This window comes from Thauera butanivorans (genome assembly GCF_048398245.1).
Classification (GTDB): Bacteria; Pseudomonadota; Gammaproteobacteria; order Burkholderiales; family Rhodocyclaceae; genus Thauera; species Thauera butanivorans.
Map to the genome: position 1 here is coordinate 3667608 of NZ_CP183038.1, position 16760 is coordinate 3684367.

Consider the following 16760-nt stretch of genomic DNA (forward strand, 5'->3'; position numbering starts at 1 on the left):
TCTTCCTAACCCCCTACCCTAAGTACCCCATGTACCCCTGTACCCCATATATTTAGTAACCCCTTATATTTATTAAAGAAATCAACTTTTTGATTAGGGGTCCATCTGGGGTAAAACGCGCATTCTTCTGTGCCCCCGCAAGTTCCAAACGATGACGCGACCGTTAGAACGGCATCTTTACCGGGAGCATGTCATTGGAGGCCAACCAGCAGCCGACGAGGGAGGCCCGCGACGGCGGCACCAACGCCGACCTTTTGCCTTGGCCCAGCGGGGCGCTTGAGTCGATTACTGATGCTTGATGCCAGCCGTCCAGCACCGGCACCCGGCGCGGCAGGCGCGACCCGGACGGCCCCCATGTGGTCATGCAGGAAAACAGGCGAGCGGATACATAGTCACCGGGTCCAGCAGGCGACCCGCGATTAGAAACAACGACTTAGACGAACGCCCCGGCTGGCAGGGGTGCCTTACGGGGTAGGCTGGCACCAGAAAACCCCCTCGCCACGGCCTTTTTGCCCCGGCCCCTCCCTACCCCATGCCCCAGCCCGCGAAATAGCCCCCACGCGCGGTTACGGCCTGTTACCGGCAGGGATGGGGGCCTTGGCCGGGGCTATGGGTAGGGCTGGCGGGGAGGGATCGAAAAAGGGGTAGCCCCACCGCAAAAGCCCACCGAGAATGGAACTGTCCCCCTGCCCCGGAGCCGTCCGTAAGCAAGAGTGACCAGAGCATCGTTCAAAGCCCGATGCACTGCCCCGAGGCCCCCTAGATTCGTCTGGCGGGGCCTCTTTTTTGCCTCAACGGCATCACCTTTCCAAGTGCCCCACCATTTTTACGGCGGGACCATAGCGGCAGCCCTGAGTTTTATTGGTTGCCGAGAATGAAAACACCACCATGGAAGCTGACGCCGGAGGCCCTGGCCCAGCAACAGGCCGAAGCCGCTGCCGCAGCAGATGCCCCCACCGAACACGCCAACGGCATCGCCAAGGACGCCAAGACCGGCCGCTTCATCAGAGGCGGCGCGGGCCGTCCGAAAGGCTCCCGCAACAAAGTCACCCTTGCCATCGAGAACATGATGGAAGGCGAAGCCGAGGCCATCACCCGCCATTGCATCGACCTCGCCAAGCGCGGCGACCCGACCGCCATGCGCCTTGTCATGGACCGCATCGCGCCCGTTCGCAAGGGCCGCCCGATTCCCAAGCTGGAGAAGCGCGACGGCGAAACCAGCATCGAAGCCCTGCTTCGGGCCGTCCTCGAAGGGGAGATTGCCCCCGAGGAAGGCAAGGAGGTTGTCGGCCTCATCGAAAGCGCCGCCCGTGTGGCTGCCACCCAGATTCTGGCCGACATGCGCCAGCGCCAGATGGAAGCCTTCCAGAAGGCAGCCGACTCCGGCGGGGTTCCCGGCGGCGTCATGTTGGTTCCCATGCTGGGCGGACTGGACGACTGGGAAAGCGCCGTTCTCAAGCAGCAGCAGCACCTCAAGCTCACCGTTAAGGAGTAACCCATGAACATCGAATCGCAGTACCTCGTCAAAGACCCCGCCGCTACTGGCTTCCTCGACAACGCCCAGCTCGACACCGGGCTCGCTGCCATGCTGGGCGATCCCAAAGGCATCGACGCCCATGTCGCGCCGGACGTGCAGAGCGCCCATATCACCCTCAAGGATGCGGCCAAGAAGATTGCGGCGCTGGTCGGCGACCCGACCCGGACGGAGGTTCAGAAACACGCCGCCGCCAAGCAGCTTGCGGAGAAGGTGACCAACCATCTGGAGAAATCCAAGGCCGCGCTGGAGGCGCACGCCGAGAAGCTGAAAGCGTCAGCGCTGGCGCAGGCTGATTTGCATCTCGGCCCCAGCTCGGAGCGCAGCGCCCTGCACAGCGAGATTCGTAGCTGGGTGCGCGAGCAGGCCAAGACGCCGGAAGGGTTGCTGCAAGTGAAGCAGGCGATGGCGGACAACGACGACGTTGCAGCCATCCTCTGGCACTCCCCCTCGTTCCTCGTCGGGCTGGCTCCCAGCGTCCATGAAGGGCTGCGCCTCGAAGCCCTGCAATCGCGCAAGCCGGACCTCTACACCAGCCTGAGCAACAGCGTCGGCCTGTCGAAGCTGGCGGGCAAGTATGAAGCCGCCATCCGCAAGGTTGCGCCCAGCTTCTACACGCCCAGCCTCGCGGAGCAGGCCAGCAAGCGCGTTGAGATTTGACGGGCTGGACACCCCCTCCGGCACCACCTCGCCGGAGGGGCGAACGCCAAGCCTTTGAGTAACCAAGGCGACCCGTTGCGGAACCGCCTGATTAAAGATTCGGAGACCCAAAATGACCGCAGCCCAACAGGCCCTTTCCGCGCTGGCCGACTGGATTAAAGCCAGCAGCCAGAACTACCAGACCCGCCTTGCCACCGTTGAGCGCGGCCCCTTCGCCGTCCTCGTCCCGCTGCCCCTCGACCAAGCGCCAGCGCCGACCTTCGACCGCGAAGCCCTGCCCCTGTGGGTACTGCAAGCGCAGGCACCCGCTGACCTCCCCGCCATCGACACCAGCGCCCCGGCCAGCCAAGACCGCAAGGCGCAGCGCCTCGGGCATATCGTCTGGATGGTGCAGGAGGGGCGCTTTCCGGGCGTCCAGCTTATCGACCTGACTGACCCCGGCGAAACGCTACAGGCGGCGCTTGACCGAGAAGCCCCCGGCCTTGACCTCGACCAGACCGCTGCCGTCTTCCTGCCCCGCTGGTGATCCTATGGTCCGCGCCAAGAACGACGGCCCCGACCTGCCGCCGCTGACGCAGGACCTGCGGCACACACCAGCCGATGCCATCCACAACCTGTTCGGCGCTGTCTTCTTCCAAGCGTTGCAGGAGCAGGACGGGGAATGGGTGGAAAGCCCCGACTACCTGCTGGTCGCCGAGCTTGCGGGGATCGACCTGGATCTAGCCGAGCGGGTGCGCCGGATGTTTCTTGCTGGCCAGATCAAGCCGGGAGCCTTCGCCGGGCTGGCCCCCTCCAAGCCGCCAGAGGCCCAGCGATGGGGCATCCGTTCTGCGGTGCAGCCATCGACCACTATCCGCCCCGTCGAGATGGTCCGGGCCATTGCCGCGACCATGCCCGATGCCAAGCCCAGCGAGGTCATCCGCGCCTGCATTGCCGCTGGGGTCAATCCGGCGACCGCCGCCACCCAAGTCCGCAAGTATCGAAAGGCGCTTGCTGAGTCGAACAATTGATCGCTTCCCCGAGTGCCACCCCTGCGCCCTCGCTTGATTATTGAGTCATCGAGCAGGGGAACGGCCCCTGACGCCAACCAGCAAGGGGAACATCATGAAACTGTACGCCGCCAAGTCTTCCGCCATCCGCGCCGCCAAGGCTGCCGGTCTGGAGCAATACGAGATCGTTGAGCAGGACGGGCAATTCGGATTCCGTCCCATCGAGGCCGAGGACTCCTGCGAAGGCGAAGCCCTCGAAGCCATGGAGCAGGAGCGCGACGAGGCCCAGAACCCGGACGCCCCCGAGGTGCCGGAGGAAGCCCCCGCCGACGAACCCCAGCAGGAAGAAGCCCCCGCCCCTGTGGTCAAGGCTCGCAATGCCTCCACCGTCGAAAGCCCGGTCAAGCGCGTCTGGGCCATCGCCGACTCGATGCCCGAGGCCAAGCGGAAGGATGTCATCGCCGCCTGCGTTGAAGAAGGCATCGCCTTCTTCACGGCGCGGACGCAGTACCAGAAATGGAAGCAAAATCAGGCGACCTGATTTCACATTAGATTGTCTCAAGCGAAAAGGCCCGGTCCCTCAAGGACTTGGGCCTTTGCTGTTTTCTGGGCGGTGCGATTGGAGGTAACCCCGGCCTTGTTACCTGCGATTTAAGGGGGTTTCGGGCCGGGGCTATAGGGTAGCCCGCCCCGGCCCCCAATCGCCCGGTATAGCGCGGTTACGGGGGCCAGGGGCGGGAGGTTAGGCCGGGACTTCGGCCCCTTCCTCGGCGGGGGCTGGGACTTCGGCGGGCTTGGGGTCGGTCAGGCTGGCCACATGCTCGGCCCATGCCTCGATGGCCTGCCGCGCCTCGGCGTCGTACATGTGCTGGTTATAGACCGATGCCGTCACGTCAGCGGCTGGCGGGGTATGTGCCAAGATGCGCTTGATGACCTCGGCCCGAACGCCCAGCTTCGCCAGACCGGAAGCGCAGGTGCGGCGCAAGTCATGCAGCCGCCAGTCGGCGACCGGCTCCCCTAGTTCCTCGCTCATGTACTGGTCCAGCGTCTGCTTGGCCTTGCCCCAGCCGTTGATGGCTACCTTGCCGTTGGTAGTAAAGACAAAGGCGCACTTGTCGAAACGCGGACGGCCTTCGATGATGGCTTGCGCCTTCTTCGATAGCGGGGCGCGGTAGTCGCGGCCTGCCTTCATGCGCGAAGCCGGGAGGCTGGCCCATTCCCCGCTCACCTCATCCCAGCGCAACAGCCCCGCCTCGTCGCGGCGCATACCGGACAGCAGCAGGAGGCGGGTACAGTCACCGAAGGCCCCGCCGATGCGCCCGGTTGCCTTCCAGAGCGCCTTAACCTCGTCGTCGGTCAGGATGCGGGTCCTGGCTTGTGGCTTGTACCGCTGCGCAATCCCGACGACCGGATTGACCTCGACAATCTCCCGCTCCAGCAGCCAGTTAAACATCTTGGAGAGGTACGCCCGCAGATGGTTGGACTGCCCCGGCGTCTTGGCGGCGACCTTCTCCAGCAGATCAACAATATCGCGGCGGCGAATGTCCTTGACGGGCCGATCCTTGAACTCGGGGATAGCCAGCCGCACAAAGGCGCTCTCGATTTGCTCCCATGACTTCAGCTTCGGCTTGCAGTACTTCTTGACGAAATCCTTGGCGCAAGCCTCGAAGCCGCTATACAGCCGTTCCCGTTCCTCGGCCTTCTTGTCTTCTACGGGGTCTTCGCCTCGCTGGACAGCGGCGCGGGCTTCCCGGGCGCGCTCCCTCGCCAGCTTCAATGTCACGCCCGGATAAACGCCCAGCGACAGGCGGCGCGGCATACCCTTGACCCGGTAAGTGAAGCTCCATGACTTGGTGCCGGATGGCAGCAGCCGGAGGACCAGCCCCGGCACTTCACCGTCATAAACGTCTTTGCGTGTTGCAGGCGTCGGCATCTTCTCGATAGCCGTCGCGGTAAGTTTGATGCTCCCCATAATCGTCCCCTCATGGTGGTTGGGTGGGTGGTGCGACTGGGGGCGATCTTTAATAAACCCCCATGAAGGGAAATTTTCAGGACGATTGGGGTAAAAGGCACCGTAAAACAAGGGGTTGGACATCACCATTGAAGGTTTATGAAGTCCTTTGAAATCCTATGGCTCCGGTCTCATAATCCGTTGGTGCTGGGTTCGACTCCCAGGGGGCCCACCAGAAGCAGAAAACCGCCGATCCGCAAGGGTCGGCGGTTTTCGTTCGGGCGTTCGGAACGGAAAGGAGATTCGCTTGCGGAAGCAGGTGACAAGGGCGAGCAAAGCCGTAGACGTGACGATGGGGACCGAAGTCCCCACCGGCTGTCTTGGGTAATAAGGCTTCAGCGGCCCCAGCTGTGCCGGTTAGGCGGCAACAGCGAAACGCTCATCGTTGGCGTTTGTGGTTTTGCGCGGATTACGTCCGTCGCCTCTCGGGTTGCCTGCTCACCTTTGCCCGCCCTGTCGAAACCAGTACACCCCCACCCAAGCACACTCATCTGCAGCAAGCGCAATGCGTGCGCTTGGGTGGAGGTGAGGGGAATCGAACCCCTGTCCAGAACGCCTCCGGGTTGCCGGAATTACAACCATGAGCGCTATGGTACGCAGACAGACGTGTGCGTCAAGCCCCCATCCCTGTCTTTGGCGGCCGGAGTTGTAAGCACAGCTGTCCCATCGCGCGGCAAAGGCCGGCCGGGCCGCGGGCATCCGCGCGGAAGATCCGCAGCCACGCTTAGGGGAAGCCCGGGGCTGGGACGAATCGGCGACTCGGGTGATAATGTCGGACTGCCGATTCAACGGACTGTATGCAATGAAGCGTGTTGACGATTTTCGCCTGAAGCTGGGTTCGCACGAGCTGGTGCCGATCATGGTGGGTGGCATGGGTGTCGATATCTCGACAGCCGACCTCGCCCTCGAGGCCGCCCGCCTGGGCGGCGTCGGGCATATTTCGGACGCGATGCTGCCGACGGTTTCCGATCGCCGCTACAACACGAAATACGTCAAGAACAAGCTTCAGCAATACAAGTTCAACGTCGCCAACTCGGACAAGTCCATCGTCCAGTTCGACCTCGGCCTGATCGCCGAAGCCACCGCGACGCATGTCAGCCGCACGATGGAACGCAAGCGCGGGGCAGGCCAGATTTTCATCAACTGCATGGAAAAGCTGACCATGAACGCGCCGAAGGACACGCTTCGGGCGAGGCTTCGCGCCGCGATGGACAACGGCATCGACGGCATCACGCTGGCGGCCGGCCTGCACCTGGGTTCGTTCGCACTGATCGAGGACCATCCGCGCTTCCATGACGTCAGGCTCGGCATCATCGTCAGCTCGCTGCGCGCGCTGCAGCTGTTCCTGAAGAAAAGCGCCCGCACCGGCCGGCTGCCCGACTACGTCGTCGTCGAAGGCCCGCTCGCCGGCGGCCATCTGGGCTTCGGCCTCGACTGGGCGCAGTACGACCTCGCCACCATCGTCGTCGAGATCCGCGACTGGCTGAGGGAACAGCAGCTCGACATTCCGCTGATTCCTGCCGGCGGCATCTTCACCGGCACGGATGCGGTCAATTTCCTCGAGATGGGCGCGGCGGCAGTGCAGGTCGCGACACGCTTCACCGTGACCAGGGAATGCGGTCTGCCGGAAGACGTGCAGCAGCATTACTTCAAGGCCAGCGAGGATGAGATCGAGGTCAACCAGATCTCGCCCACCGGCTATCCGATGCGCATGCTCAAGAGCAGCCCGGCGATCGGCAACGGCATCCGCCCCAATTGCGAAGCCTACGGCTACCTGCTCGACTCGACCGGCAACTGCCAGTACATCGAAGCCTACAACCGCGAAGTCGCCGCCCATCCGGAGGCGAAGAAGATCCGCGTCTTCGACAAGACCTGTCTGTGCACCCACATGCGCAACTTCGACTGCTGGACCTGCGGCCACTACACCTACCGGCTCAAGGACACCTCGGTGCGCGAGGAAAACGGCGACTACCGCATCCTGTCGGCCGAGCACGTGTTCCACGACTACCAGTTCAGCACCGACAACAAGATCGCCCTGCCCGGCTGACGGGCGGCAAACCCGGTGTCCGGCACTCCCGCCGCCCGGATGGCCGCCGGAGTGCCGGACACCGGGCCCAGGATCAGAAAGTCCTGCTCTGGATCAGTTCGACCTTGTAGCCGTCCGGATCTTCCACGAAGGCGATGATCGTCGTGCCGTGCTTCATCGGCCCGGCTTCGCGCACGACCTTGCCGCCGCGGGCACGGATCTCGTCACAGGCCTTCTTCGCGTCCGGCACTTCGAGCGCGATGTGGCCGTAGGCCGTGCCCAGCTCGTACTTGTCCACGCCCCAGTTGTAGGTCAGCTCGAGCACGGCGCCGTCCTGCTCGTCCTGGTAGCCGACGAACGCCAGCGTGAACTTTCCGTCCGGATAGTCGTGCCGGCGCAGCAGGCGCATCCCGAGCACATCGGTGTAGAAGGCGATGGAGCGATCCAGGTCGCCGACGCGCAGCATGGTGTGGAGAATTCTCATGTTCAGTCCTTCCTCTGCTTGAGATTTGCCGCCGGAACCGGCCGGCGACTGGAATGGCCGTTCAATCTTCGGCCTCGAGATTGTCGACCTGAGTGTCGACCTGAGCGCCCGCCTGCGCCGCACCGGCGGCGCCGATCACGGGCAGGCTTGCTGCGGCCTGCCGCAGGCGGGCACGTCCGGTGCGCCAAGCCGGGCAGACCGATTCGACCACCGCCCAGAAGCGGGGCGAGTGATTCATCTCGCGCAGATGCGCGACTTCGTGCGCCACCACGTAGTCGATGAGTTCGGGCGGCAGATGCACCAGCCGCCAGTGCAGCCGGATGCCGCTCAGGCTGCTGCAACTGCCCCAGCGCGTGCGCGCATTCGACAGCCTCACCGGCGGCACCGGCAAGGCCAGGCGCAGGCAGTACTCCTCGACCCGGCCACGATACCAGGCCAGCGCGCGGCCCTGCAGGGCACGCAGCAATGCGCGCTCGGCATCGGCTCGGGCAGGAAGATGCAGTTCCTCCGCGCCGTCGTTGCCCGGGCGCCATTGCGCGCGGCTCACGCCGCCGATGCGCAGCCGCATCGGGCGGCCGAACAAAGGCAGTTCGCAGCCATCCGCCGGCACCACCACCGGCGCGCGGGAAAGCTCGGCGGCACGGCCCAGGCGGTCGAGCAGCCAGGCAGCGTGATTGCGGATGAAGGCGTCGATCTCGGCCAGCGGCGTGCGCAAGGGCGCCGACACCCGCGCGCCGCGGTGATCGATCTGCAGGGCCAGCGTGCGCCGTGCCGGCGAACGCCTCAGCGTCAGCTCGACACATTGCCCACCCAGCTCGATCCGGTGCGCTTCCTCGCTCGCCGCCGCGCTACGCGCATGCTTCAAGGCTTGTCCTGCCACTCCAGCCCGCGTGCCTCCAGGTCGGCCTTGATCGAGACCATCGCTGCGGCCACTTGCCCAGCCCTACCCTTCATGCCCAATTCGAGCGATCGACGCTGTCCTTCTTCCGCCAGCGTGGGCAGACTGAACAGCGTCGCATCGGGGAAGTCGGCGGTGATCTGCCGCATCAGGCCGATCAACTGGCCTTCGTAGGCATCCCAGACGGTGACGGCCTGCTCGACGTAATCCTCGGCGTGGTGCAGATGGGCGTACTTGGTATCGAGCACCCATTCGACCATCGGCCAGGCCATCTTCGGGAAGCCCGGCGTGAAGTAGTGGTTGCGGATGGAAAAGCCCGGAATCCGGTTGTAGGGATTCGGCACGATCTCGCTGCCGCGCGGATAAACCCCCATCTGCAGGCGTTCGGGGGTGGTTTCGTCGCCGAAGCGGGCACGAATCTCGGCCTCCGCCTCGGGGTGCAATTCGAGTTCCAGGCCGAGCGCGGCGCCGGCCGCCTCGCGCGTGCGGTCGTCCGGTGTGGCGCCGATGCCGCCGAAGCTGAAGACGGCGTCGCCGGTGGCGAAAGTCTGGCGCAGCGTGTCGGCGAGCCGCTCGAAGTCGTCGCCGCAGTAGCGCGCCCACGACAGCTTGAGGCCGCGCGCGCCGAGCAGTTCGATCAGCTTGGCCAGATGCCTGTCGCTGCGGCGGCCCGACAGGATCTCGTCGCCGATGATCAGGGCACCGAAATTCATTGCGGAATCTGCTCCCGGCCGGGCGCTTCGGCATCGAGCAAGGTCACGCCGCGCACCAGGCGGTCCTGGCGCAGCCGGTCGAGCAGGTAATGAACGAAAGCCAGACCGGCATAGGCCGGCGCAACGAGGCTCACCACCGGCACATAGGCCAGCAAGGCGCTGCCGCCGCCCAGCAGCAGCATCTGCGGCCGCCAGTCACGGCGCAGGCGGTCCAGTTCCTCGTCGTCGGCATGCAGCATCAGCGCGTCGTAGCCGAAGGCACGCTGGTTCAGCCAGCCGGTCAGGAAGACCGAAGCCAGCAGCCCCACGCCGGGGATCAGCCAGAAAGGCAGCGACACGATCAGGGCGATCAGGAACAGCACGCCGGCAAGGATCGAATTCCAGGCACTGCCCAGGTTGGACCCGCCCTTGCGTTGCTCGATGTCGGCATAGTCGCGGCGGGCGACACGCTCCAGCATCATCGGCAATGCGATGGCGGCGACGATCAGCGCTGCCGTCACATAGACCAGCGGCACCAAGGCCAGCGCCACCGCAATCTTGACCAGCACCAGGGTCACGGCGGCCGTCGCCTCGGAAGCCGAAATCCAGCTGCCGACGAAGCTCCAGCCGCCCACCCAGGCGAAGATCCAGTCCGTCACCGGCACCCAGGCGAGCACCGCGACCACCGTCCAGATCAGCATCGACACCAGGCCCGGCCACAGCAGGTGCCAGAAGATGTCGCGCTGGAACAGGCTGCGCGTGGCGCGGCCGAAAGCGATCAGGATCTCCTTCATGTCTCCTCCGTGCCCGGCGTGTTCAACGCGGCATGCCCGGCAGGCCACCCGGCATCATGCCTTTCATGGCACGCATCATCTTGTGCATGCCGCCCTTGGAAAACTGCTTCATCACTTTCTGCGTCTGCTCGAACTGGTTCAGCAGGCGATTCACTTCCTGTACCGTCACCCCCGCGCCAGCGGCGATGCGCCGCTTGCGGCTGGCCTTGAGGATCTCGGGCTTGGCGCGCTCGAGCGGCGTCATCGAGTTGATGATGCCTTCGATGCGGCCGATGGCCTTTTCTTCCGCGCCGCCCTGCAACTGCCCGGCGGCCTGGGCGAACTGCGCCGGCAGCTTGTCCATCATCGACGCCAGCCCCCCCATCTTGCGCATCTGGCCGATCTGCTCCTTGAAGTCGTTGAGGTCGAAACCCTTGCCGCTCTTGAGCTTCTGCGCGAAGACGCGCGCCTTTTCCTCATCTACGCCGCGGCGCGCCTCCTCGACCAGGCCGAGGATGTCGCCCATGCCGAGGATGCGGCTGGCCATGCGGTCGGGATGGAAAGGCTCGATTCCGCCGAGTTTTTCGCCGACACCGGCGAACTTCAGCGGCTTGCCGGTGACGTGGCGCACCGACAGCGCCGCGCCGCCGCGCGAATCACCGTCCAGCTTGGTCAGCACCACGCCGGTCAGCGGCAGCGCCTCGTTGAAGGCGCGCGCGGTATTGACCGCGTCCTGGCCGAGCATGGCGTCGACCACGAACAGGGTCTCGACCGGCGACACCGCGGCGTGCAAGGCCTTGATCTCGGCCATCATCGCCTCGTCGATGGCCAGGCGGCCGGCGGTATCGACCAGCAGCACGTCGACATGGTGCTTGCGTGCGTAGTCCAGCGCCGCCTGCGCGATGTCGACCGGCTGCTGCCCCACGGCCGAGGGGAAGAACTCGACGCCCGCCTGGCCCGCCACCGTCTTCAACTGCTCGATCGCCGCCGGGCGATAGACGTCGGTGGACACCACCAGCACTTTCTTCTTCTGCTGCTCGTGCAGCAGCTTGGCAAGCTTGCCGGTCGTGGTGGTCTTGCCCGCGCCCTGCAGGCCGGCCATCAACACCACCGCAGGCGGCTGGACGGCGAGATTCAGGCCCTCGTGGGCGCTGCCCATCAGGCTGCGCAATTCGTCATGCACCACCCCGACCAGCGCCTGGCCGGGGGTCAGCGAGCCGACGACTTCCTGGCCCACCGCCTTTTCCTTGACCTTGGCGATGAAATCCTTGACCACCGGCAGCGCCACATCGGCCTCGAGCAGCGCCATGCGCACCTCGCGCATCGCTTCCTGGATGTTGTCTTCCGTCAGGCGGGCCTGGCCACGAAGGGTCTTGACGACTTTTGACAGCCGCTGGGTGAGATTGTCGAGCATGTGCGAGAAGCCTTCGTCCGGGGGTGACTTGGAGTAAACTTGCGTCTTGATATGCGCTCAATTCTACTTCATCTGATTCCCGCCTCGCTTTACGCCGGCGTCGGCATCGCGTACTGGCGCAGCTACACCGCCGCACGCGCGCCCGCAGCGAAAGGCCAGTCGTGCATGTCGCTGCGCGAGCGCCTGTTCCTGCTGCTGACGCTGATCGCGCACGGCGCGGCCCTGCACACGGCGATCTTCCCGGACGGGCAGATGCGCTTCGGCTTCGGCGTGGCGATGTCGTTGATGGTTTGGCTGGCGGTCTGCTTCTACTGGGTCGAGACGCTCTATACCCGGCTGGACGGCCTGCATACGCTGATCATGCCGGCCGGCGTGGTGGCGAGCATCGTGCCGCTGATCTTTCCGGGCGAGCACGTTCTCGTCAACGCGGCCTCGCCCGCATTCCGTGCGCACTTCGTCATCGCCATGCTGGCCTACAGCCTGTTCACCCTGGCTGCGCTGCACGCGATGCTGATGTCGATCGCCGGGCGCCAGTTGCACAACGCCCGCTTCAGCCGGCTGCTGGCGTGCCTGCCGCCCCTGCTGACGATGGAAGCGTTGCTGTTCCGGCTGATCTCGATCGCCTTCGTGCTGCTCACGCTGACGCTCATCACTGGCGTGATGTTCTCGGAATCCCTGTTCGGCCAGGCGTTCCGGGTCGACCACAAGACGGTCTTCGCCTTCGTCTCCTGGCTGCTGTTCGGCGGGCTTCTGCTCGGCCGCCAGCTGTGGGGCTGGCGCGGCCGGACCGCGCTGCGCTGGACCCTGGCCGGCTTCGTCGCGCTGATGCTCGCCTACGTCGGCAGCCGCTTCGTCATCGAAGTGGTACTGCAGCGGGCGGGCTGAACCGCTACCCCCGTGACGGCGAGCACGGGGCCTGCCTTCGTGCTGCAGTGAAGCCTTTACAAGGCTCGAGCCTGGATGCAACATCGACCGCAATTCAGTCCAGGGCAAGACATGGCGGCAAATCCTCAATCAGCCCTGAGCGGCTTCGCTCGGGCTCTCGTTCAGCACGGACGCATTTCCGAGGCCGACGCGATCGCCTGCACGCCACGGGACGCCGAAGGCGCCAACGCCTTCATGCTCGAAATCGCGCAGCGCGGCCTGCTGTCCGCCGCGGCCATGGCCCGCTTCGCCGCCGACACCTTCGGCTATCCGCTGGTCGACATCGCCGCCTTCGACAAAGCGACGTTCTCGATCGACGCGGTCGACCGCAAGCTGATGCAGAAGCATCAGGTCGTGGCCCTGGCCAAGCGCCAGAACCGCATCACGCTCGCCCTCGCCGATCCGTCCAGCATGCGCGCGCTGGACGAGATCCGCTTCCAGACCGGCATGCAGCTCGATCTGGTGGTTGCCGAAGCCGACAAGCTCAAGCGCGTGGTGGACGGCTTGTCGGAATCCGCCTCGGAAACGCTGAAGGAACTCACCGGCGACGATTTCGACATGGACCTCCTGAACCAGGAGGCGCCGGGCGAGGCACAGGCGGAAGAGGAAAGCAGCAACGACGTCGACGACGCGCCGGTCGTCCGTTTCATCCAGAAAGTGCTGATCGACGCGATCAACGAAGGCGCGTCCGACGTTCACTTCGAGCCTTACGAGAAGTACTACCGCATCCGCGTACGCACCGACGGCACGCTGCGCGAGATCGCCCAGCCGCCGCTGGTGCTGAAGGAAAAGATCGCCGCCCGCATCAAGGTCATCTCGCGCCTGGACATCTCCGAGAAGCGCGTTCCCCAGGACGGACGCATGAAACTGGTGCTGTCCAAGAACAAGGCCATCGACTTCCGCGTGTCGACGCTGCCGACCCTGCACGGCGAGAAGATCGTGATGCGTATCCTCGACCCGAGTTCGGCGATGCTGGGCATCGATGCGCTCGGCTACGAGCCGGACCAGCGCAAGGCCCTGCTCGACGCCATCGAACGGCCCTACGGCATGATCCTCGTCACCGGCCCGACCGGCTCCGGCAAGACCGTATCGCTGTACACCTGCCTCAACCTGCTGAACAAGGCAGGCGTCAATATCTCGACCGCGGAAGACCCGGCGGAAATCAACCTGCCCGGCATCAACCAGGTCAACGTCAACGAGAAGGCCGGGCTGACTTTCGCCGCGTCCCTGCGCGCCTTCCTGCGCCAGGATCCGGACGTGATCATGGTCGGCGAGATCCGCGACCTCGAAACCGCCGAGATCTCGATCAAGGCAGCGCAGACCGGCCACCTCGTGCTGTCCACGCTGCACACCAACGACGCACCGACCACGCTCGAACGCCTCAAGAACATGGGCGTGGCGCCGTTCAATATTGCCTCTTCAGTGATCCTGATCACGGCGCAACGCCTGGCGCGGCGGTTATGCTCCTGCAAGAAACCGGCCGACATACCGATCGAAGCGATGCTGGAAGCCGGTTTCACGGTGGAAGACCTCGACGGCAGCTGGCAGCCCTATGCGCCAGTGGGTTGCGAGCGCTGCAAGGACAGCGGTTACAAGGGACGGGTTGGCATCTATCAGGTCATGCCCATCAGCGAGGAAATTGCTCACATCATCATGACGGGTGGGAACTCCATGGACATCGCCGCACAGGCCGAACGCGAAGGCGTGCGCGACCTGCGCAAGTCCGGCCTGCTCAAGGTCAGGCAGGGCGTCACCTCACTCGAAGAAGTGCTGGCCACGACCAACGAATAAGGCAAAGGAAGTTCGATCACATGGCAACCGCAAGCCGGGCAGCGCATCAGACGGAGCCGAAAGAGCACCTCTACAACTGGGAAGGCAAGGACAAGAGCGGCAAGATCGTCCGCGGCGAAATCCGCAGCAACGGCGATGCCCTCGTTCGCGCCATGCTGCGCCGGCAAGGCATCCTGGTCACCAAGGTCAAGCAGCAGAAGATGTCGCGGGGCGGCAGGATTTCCGACCGGGACATCGCGCTGTTCACCCGCCAGTTGGCGACGATGATGAAATCCGGCGTGCCGCTGCTGCAGGCTTTCGACATCGGCATCAAGGGTTCGGGCAACCCGGCGCTGGCACGCCTGCTCAACGATGTCCGCACCGACGTCGAAACCGGCTCCAGCCTGTCGCAGGCCTTCTCCAGGCACCCGGTGCATTTCGACAGGCTGTTCTGCAACCTCGTCAGCGCGGGCGAACAGGCCGGCATCCTCGACAGCCTGCTCGACCGCATCGCCACCTACAAGGAAAAGATCCTCGCCATCAAGGGCAAGATCAAGTCCGCGCTGTTCTACCCGATCGCCGTCATGGTGGTGGCCGCGCTGGTCATCTCGGTGATGATGCTGTTCGTCATCCCCGAATTCAAGAGCGTCTTTGCCGGCTTCGGCGCCGACCTTCCGGCGCCGACGATGATCGTGATCGCGATGTCCGACTTCTTCGTCGAGTTCTGGTACATCGTGCTCGGCATACCGATCCTGGCCATCGCCGTCGTCGGTTGGCTGTACAAGCGCTCGCCGGCCATGCAGATCGCGGTCGACCGCATGGTGCTCAAGCTGCCGGTCGTCGGTCCGATCATCCGCAAGGCCACCGTGGCGCGCTGGACGCGGACCCTGTCGACCATGTTCGCCGCTGGCGTGCCGCTGGTGGAAGCGCTCGACTCGGTGGGCGGCGCCTCGGGCAACCACATCTACCTGATGGCAACGCGCGAGATCCAGAACGAAGTCAGCACCGGCACCAGCCTCACCGTGGCGATGCAGAGCTCGGACGTGTTCCCCACCATGGTCGTGCAGATGGTGTCGATCGGCGAGGAGTCCGGCCAGCTCGACGCCATGCTGGGCAAGGTCGCCGACTTCTTCGAGCAGGAGGTCGACGAGGCCGTCGCAGGCCTTTCGCAACTGCTCGAACCGATCATCATGGTCTTCCTCGGCACCGTGATCGGCGGCCTGGTGGTCGCGATGTACCTGCCCATCTTCAAGCTCGGCTCCATCGTCTAGGAGTCCCATGTCCGAGGCTCTTCGCGACCCCATCGCCTTCACCGTACTGGGCGCCCTGCTCGGGCTGTTCGTCGGCAGCTTCCTCAATGTGGTGATCCACCGCCTGCCCAGGATGATGGAGCGCGAATGGCATGCCCAGGCGGCGGAGCTTCGCGGCGAACCTGCGCCGGCGGCCGAACGCTTCAACCTCGCCACGCCGCGCTCGCGCTGCCCGCACTGCGGCCACCTGATCGGCGCCTTCGAGAACATTCCCGTCGTCAGCTACCTGGTCCTGCGCGGCCGCTGCCGCCACTGCGGTGCCGGCATCAGCAAGCGCTACCCGATCGTCGAGGCCTTCACCGCCGCACTGTCGGGCTACGCAGCCTGGCACTTCGGCTTCGGCCTCACCGCGCTCGGCGCCCTGCTCTTCATCTGGACGATGGTGGCGCTTGCCTTCATCGACCTCGACACCCAGCTCCTTCCCGATGAACTGACGCTGCCGCTGCTGTGGCTCGGCCTGCTGTTCAATCTGGGCGAGACATTCACCGATCTGCCGAGCGCGGTCGCCGGCGCGATGGCCGGTTATCTCGCGCTGTGGTCGGTCTATTGGACCTTCAAGCTGCTGACCGGCAAGGAAGGCATGGGCTACGGCGACTTCAAGCTGCTGGCGGCGATCGGCGCCTGGCTGGGCTGGCAGGCGCTGCCATTGACGATCCTGTTCTCGTCGCTGGTCGGCGCGCTGGCCGGTGTCGCGCTGATCGTCGTCGCCCGCCGCGGCCGCGATGTCCCGATCCCCTTCGGCCCCTATCTCGCCGCGGCGGGCGTGATCGCGCTGTTCTGGGGCGAAGCCCTGAGCACCCGCTACCTCGGCATGCTGTAGCCCGGCGCAAGCGGCAGCGGGGGGGCGGCTTCCGCCCATCCTTGAAACTCCTGCCGCGCGCGCCCATCTGCCGCCTTGCTCCGCTGCAGCGGACTCCGACTTTTTCCTTATGCTGCATTGCGTTAGACTTGCGCACTTGTTTTCGGGAGCCTGTCATGCCCATCTACGAATATCGTTGCCCGGATTGCGGTTTCCAGAAGGAACACCTCCAGAAAATGAGCGATGGCCCGCTCTCCAGCTGCCCTTCCTGCGGCAGCACCGGCTATGCCAAGCTGCTGTCGGCCGCCGGCTTCCAGCTGAAAGGCAGCGGCTGGTACGCGACCGACTTCAAGGGCGGCGGCAATGGCAGCAGCACGTCGGGCAGCACCGGCAGCAGCACGCCTGCCGCCCACAGTTGTTCCGGGGGCGGCTGCGGCTGCCACTGAGCGTCGGAGCGGGCCGCACCAGGCCGGCCT

17 protein-coding genes and 1 other RNA gene are annotated in these 16760 nt (G+C 65.0%); 11 read left to right on the forward strand and 7 right to left on the reverse strand.

Annotated features, from left to right (window positions below; genetic code table 11):
- Positions 1-874: 874 nt before the first annotated feature.
- The 5 genes from ACNQFN_RS17750 to ACNQFN_RS17770 all read left to right on the forward strand — a co-directional run bounded on the left by ACNQFN_RS17750 (position 875) and on the right by ACNQFN_RS17770 (position 3724).
- Positions 875-1495: a hypothetical protein gene (locus ACNQFN_RS17750; protein WP_418647134.1), complete on the forward strand. Its 621-nt coding sequence runs from the start codon at positions 875-877 to the stop codon at positions 1493-1495.
- Positions 1496-1498: 3 nt separating this feature from the next.
- Complete coding sequence (locus ACNQFN_RS17755; RefSeq protein ID WP_418647135.1) at positions 1499-2194, forward strand: hypothetical protein; 696 nt, start codon at positions 1499-1501, stop codon at positions 2192-2194.
- Positions 2195-2306: 112 nt separating this feature from the next.
- Positions 2307-2720: a hypothetical protein gene (locus ACNQFN_RS17760; RefSeq protein WP_418647136.1), complete on the forward strand. Its 414-nt coding sequence runs from the start codon at positions 2307-2309 to the stop codon at positions 2718-2720.
- 4 nt (positions 2721-2724) lie between these two features.
- On the forward strand, positions 2725-3204 hold the full coding sequence (locus tag ACNQFN_RS17765; protein WP_418647137.1) for a hypothetical protein: 480 nt from the start codon (positions 2725-2727) through the stop codon (positions 3202-3204).
- Positions 3205-3298: 94 nt separating this feature from the next.
- Positions 3299-3724, forward strand: a complete 426-nt coding sequence (locus ACNQFN_RS17770; protein WP_418647138.1) for a hypothetical protein — start codon at positions 3299-3301, stop codon at positions 3722-3724.
- 201 nt (positions 3725-3925) lie between these two features.
- Here ACNQFN_RS17770 and ACNQFN_RS17775 read toward each other — a convergent pair whose 3' ends face one another.
- Positions 3926-5284, reverse strand: coding sequence for a tyrosine-type recombinase/integrase (locus ACNQFN_RS17775; protein ID WP_418647139.1), 1359 nt, complete (start codon positions 5282-5284; stop codon positions 3926-3928).
- Between the two features lie 197 nt (positions 5285-5481).
- Positions 5482-5825, reverse strand: a transfer-messenger RNA (tmRNA) gene (gene ssrA / locus ACNQFN_RS17780).
- Between the two features lie 171 nt (positions 5826-5996).
- Between ssrA and ACNQFN_RS17785 the strand changes: the two genes are divergently transcribed.
- Positions 5997-7241, forward strand: coding sequence for a nitronate monooxygenase (locus tag ACNQFN_RS17785; protein ID WP_418647140.1), 1245 nt, complete (start codon positions 5997-5999; stop codon positions 7239-7241).
- Positions 7242-7314: 73 nt separating this feature from the next.
- Here ACNQFN_RS17785 and gloA read toward each other — a convergent pair whose 3' ends face one another.
- From gloA to ffh, 5 genes are all read right to left on the reverse strand, one after another.
- Entirely contained in the window at positions 7315-7704 is a 390-nt protein-coding gene (gene gloA, locus ACNQFN_RS17790; RefSeq protein ID WP_341643659.1) for a lactoylglutathione lyase, read from the reverse strand.
- Between the two features lie 61 nt (positions 7705-7765).
- Positions 7766-8569 carry a M48 family metallopeptidase gene (locus ACNQFN_RS17795; protein WP_418647141.1) on the reverse strand — a complete coding sequence of 268 codons (804 nt, stop codon included), beginning with the start codon at positions 8567-8569 and terminating at the stop codon, positions 7766-7768.
- Positions 8566-9315: a competence/damage-inducible protein A gene (locus tag ACNQFN_RS17800; RefSeq protein WP_068637475.1), complete on the reverse strand. Its 750-nt coding sequence runs from the start codon at positions 9313-9315 to the stop codon at positions 8566-8568. Before ACNQFN_RS17800 ends, ACNQFN_RS17795 begins: the two co-directional genes overlap by 4 nt.
- The gene (locus ACNQFN_RS17805; protein WP_418647142.1) at positions 9312-10088 is read right to left on the reverse strand and encodes an EI24 domain-containing protein; all 777 of its coding nucleotides are present in this window, start codon (positions 10086-10088) and stop codon (positions 9312-9314) included. Before ACNQFN_RS17805 ends, ACNQFN_RS17800 begins: the two co-directional genes overlap by 4 nt.
- Before the next feature lie 22 nt (positions 10089-10110).
- Positions 10111-11481 carry a signal recognition particle protein gene (ffh, locus tag ACNQFN_RS17810; protein ID WP_068637472.1) on the reverse strand — a complete coding sequence of 457 codons (1371 nt, stop codon included), beginning with the start codon at positions 11479-11481 and terminating at the stop codon, positions 10111-10113.
- A 51-nt stretch (positions 11482-11532) separates the two neighbouring features.
- On the opposite strand from ffh, the gene ACNQFN_RS17815 reads away from it, so the two are divergent.
- The 5 genes from ACNQFN_RS17815 (at position 11533) to ACNQFN_RS17835 (ending at position 16730) form a co-directional block, all read left to right on the forward strand.
- Positions 11533-12366 carry a cytochrome C assembly family protein gene (locus tag ACNQFN_RS17815; RefSeq protein WP_068637470.1) on the forward strand — a complete coding sequence of 278 codons (834 nt, stop codon included), beginning with the start codon at positions 11533-11535 and terminating at the stop codon, positions 12364-12366.
- Positions 12367-12477: 111 nt separating this feature from the next.
- Positions 12478-14196 (forward strand): type IV-A pilus assembly ATPase PilB, encoded by a 1719-nt coding sequence (gene pilB / locus ACNQFN_RS17820; protein WP_068637468.1) that lies wholly within the window; start codon positions 12478-12480, stop codon positions 14194-14196.
- A 20-nt stretch (positions 14197-14216) separates the two neighbouring features.
- Entirely contained in the window at positions 14217-15446 is a 1230-nt protein-coding gene (locus tag ACNQFN_RS17825; protein WP_068637466.1) for a type II secretion system F family protein, read from the forward strand.
- A gap of 7 nt (positions 15447-15453) precedes the next feature.
- Positions 15454-16305, forward strand: a complete 852-nt coding sequence (locus ACNQFN_RS17830) for a prepilin peptidase (protein WP_068637464.1) — start codon at positions 15454-15456, stop codon at positions 16303-16305.
- A 155-nt stretch (positions 16306-16460) separates the two neighbouring features.
- Positions 16461-16730: an FmdB family zinc ribbon protein gene (locus ACNQFN_RS17835; RefSeq protein WP_068637462.1), complete on the forward strand. Its 270-nt coding sequence runs from the start codon at positions 16461-16463 to the stop codon at positions 16728-16730.
- Positions 16731-16760 lie beyond the last annotated feature (30 nt).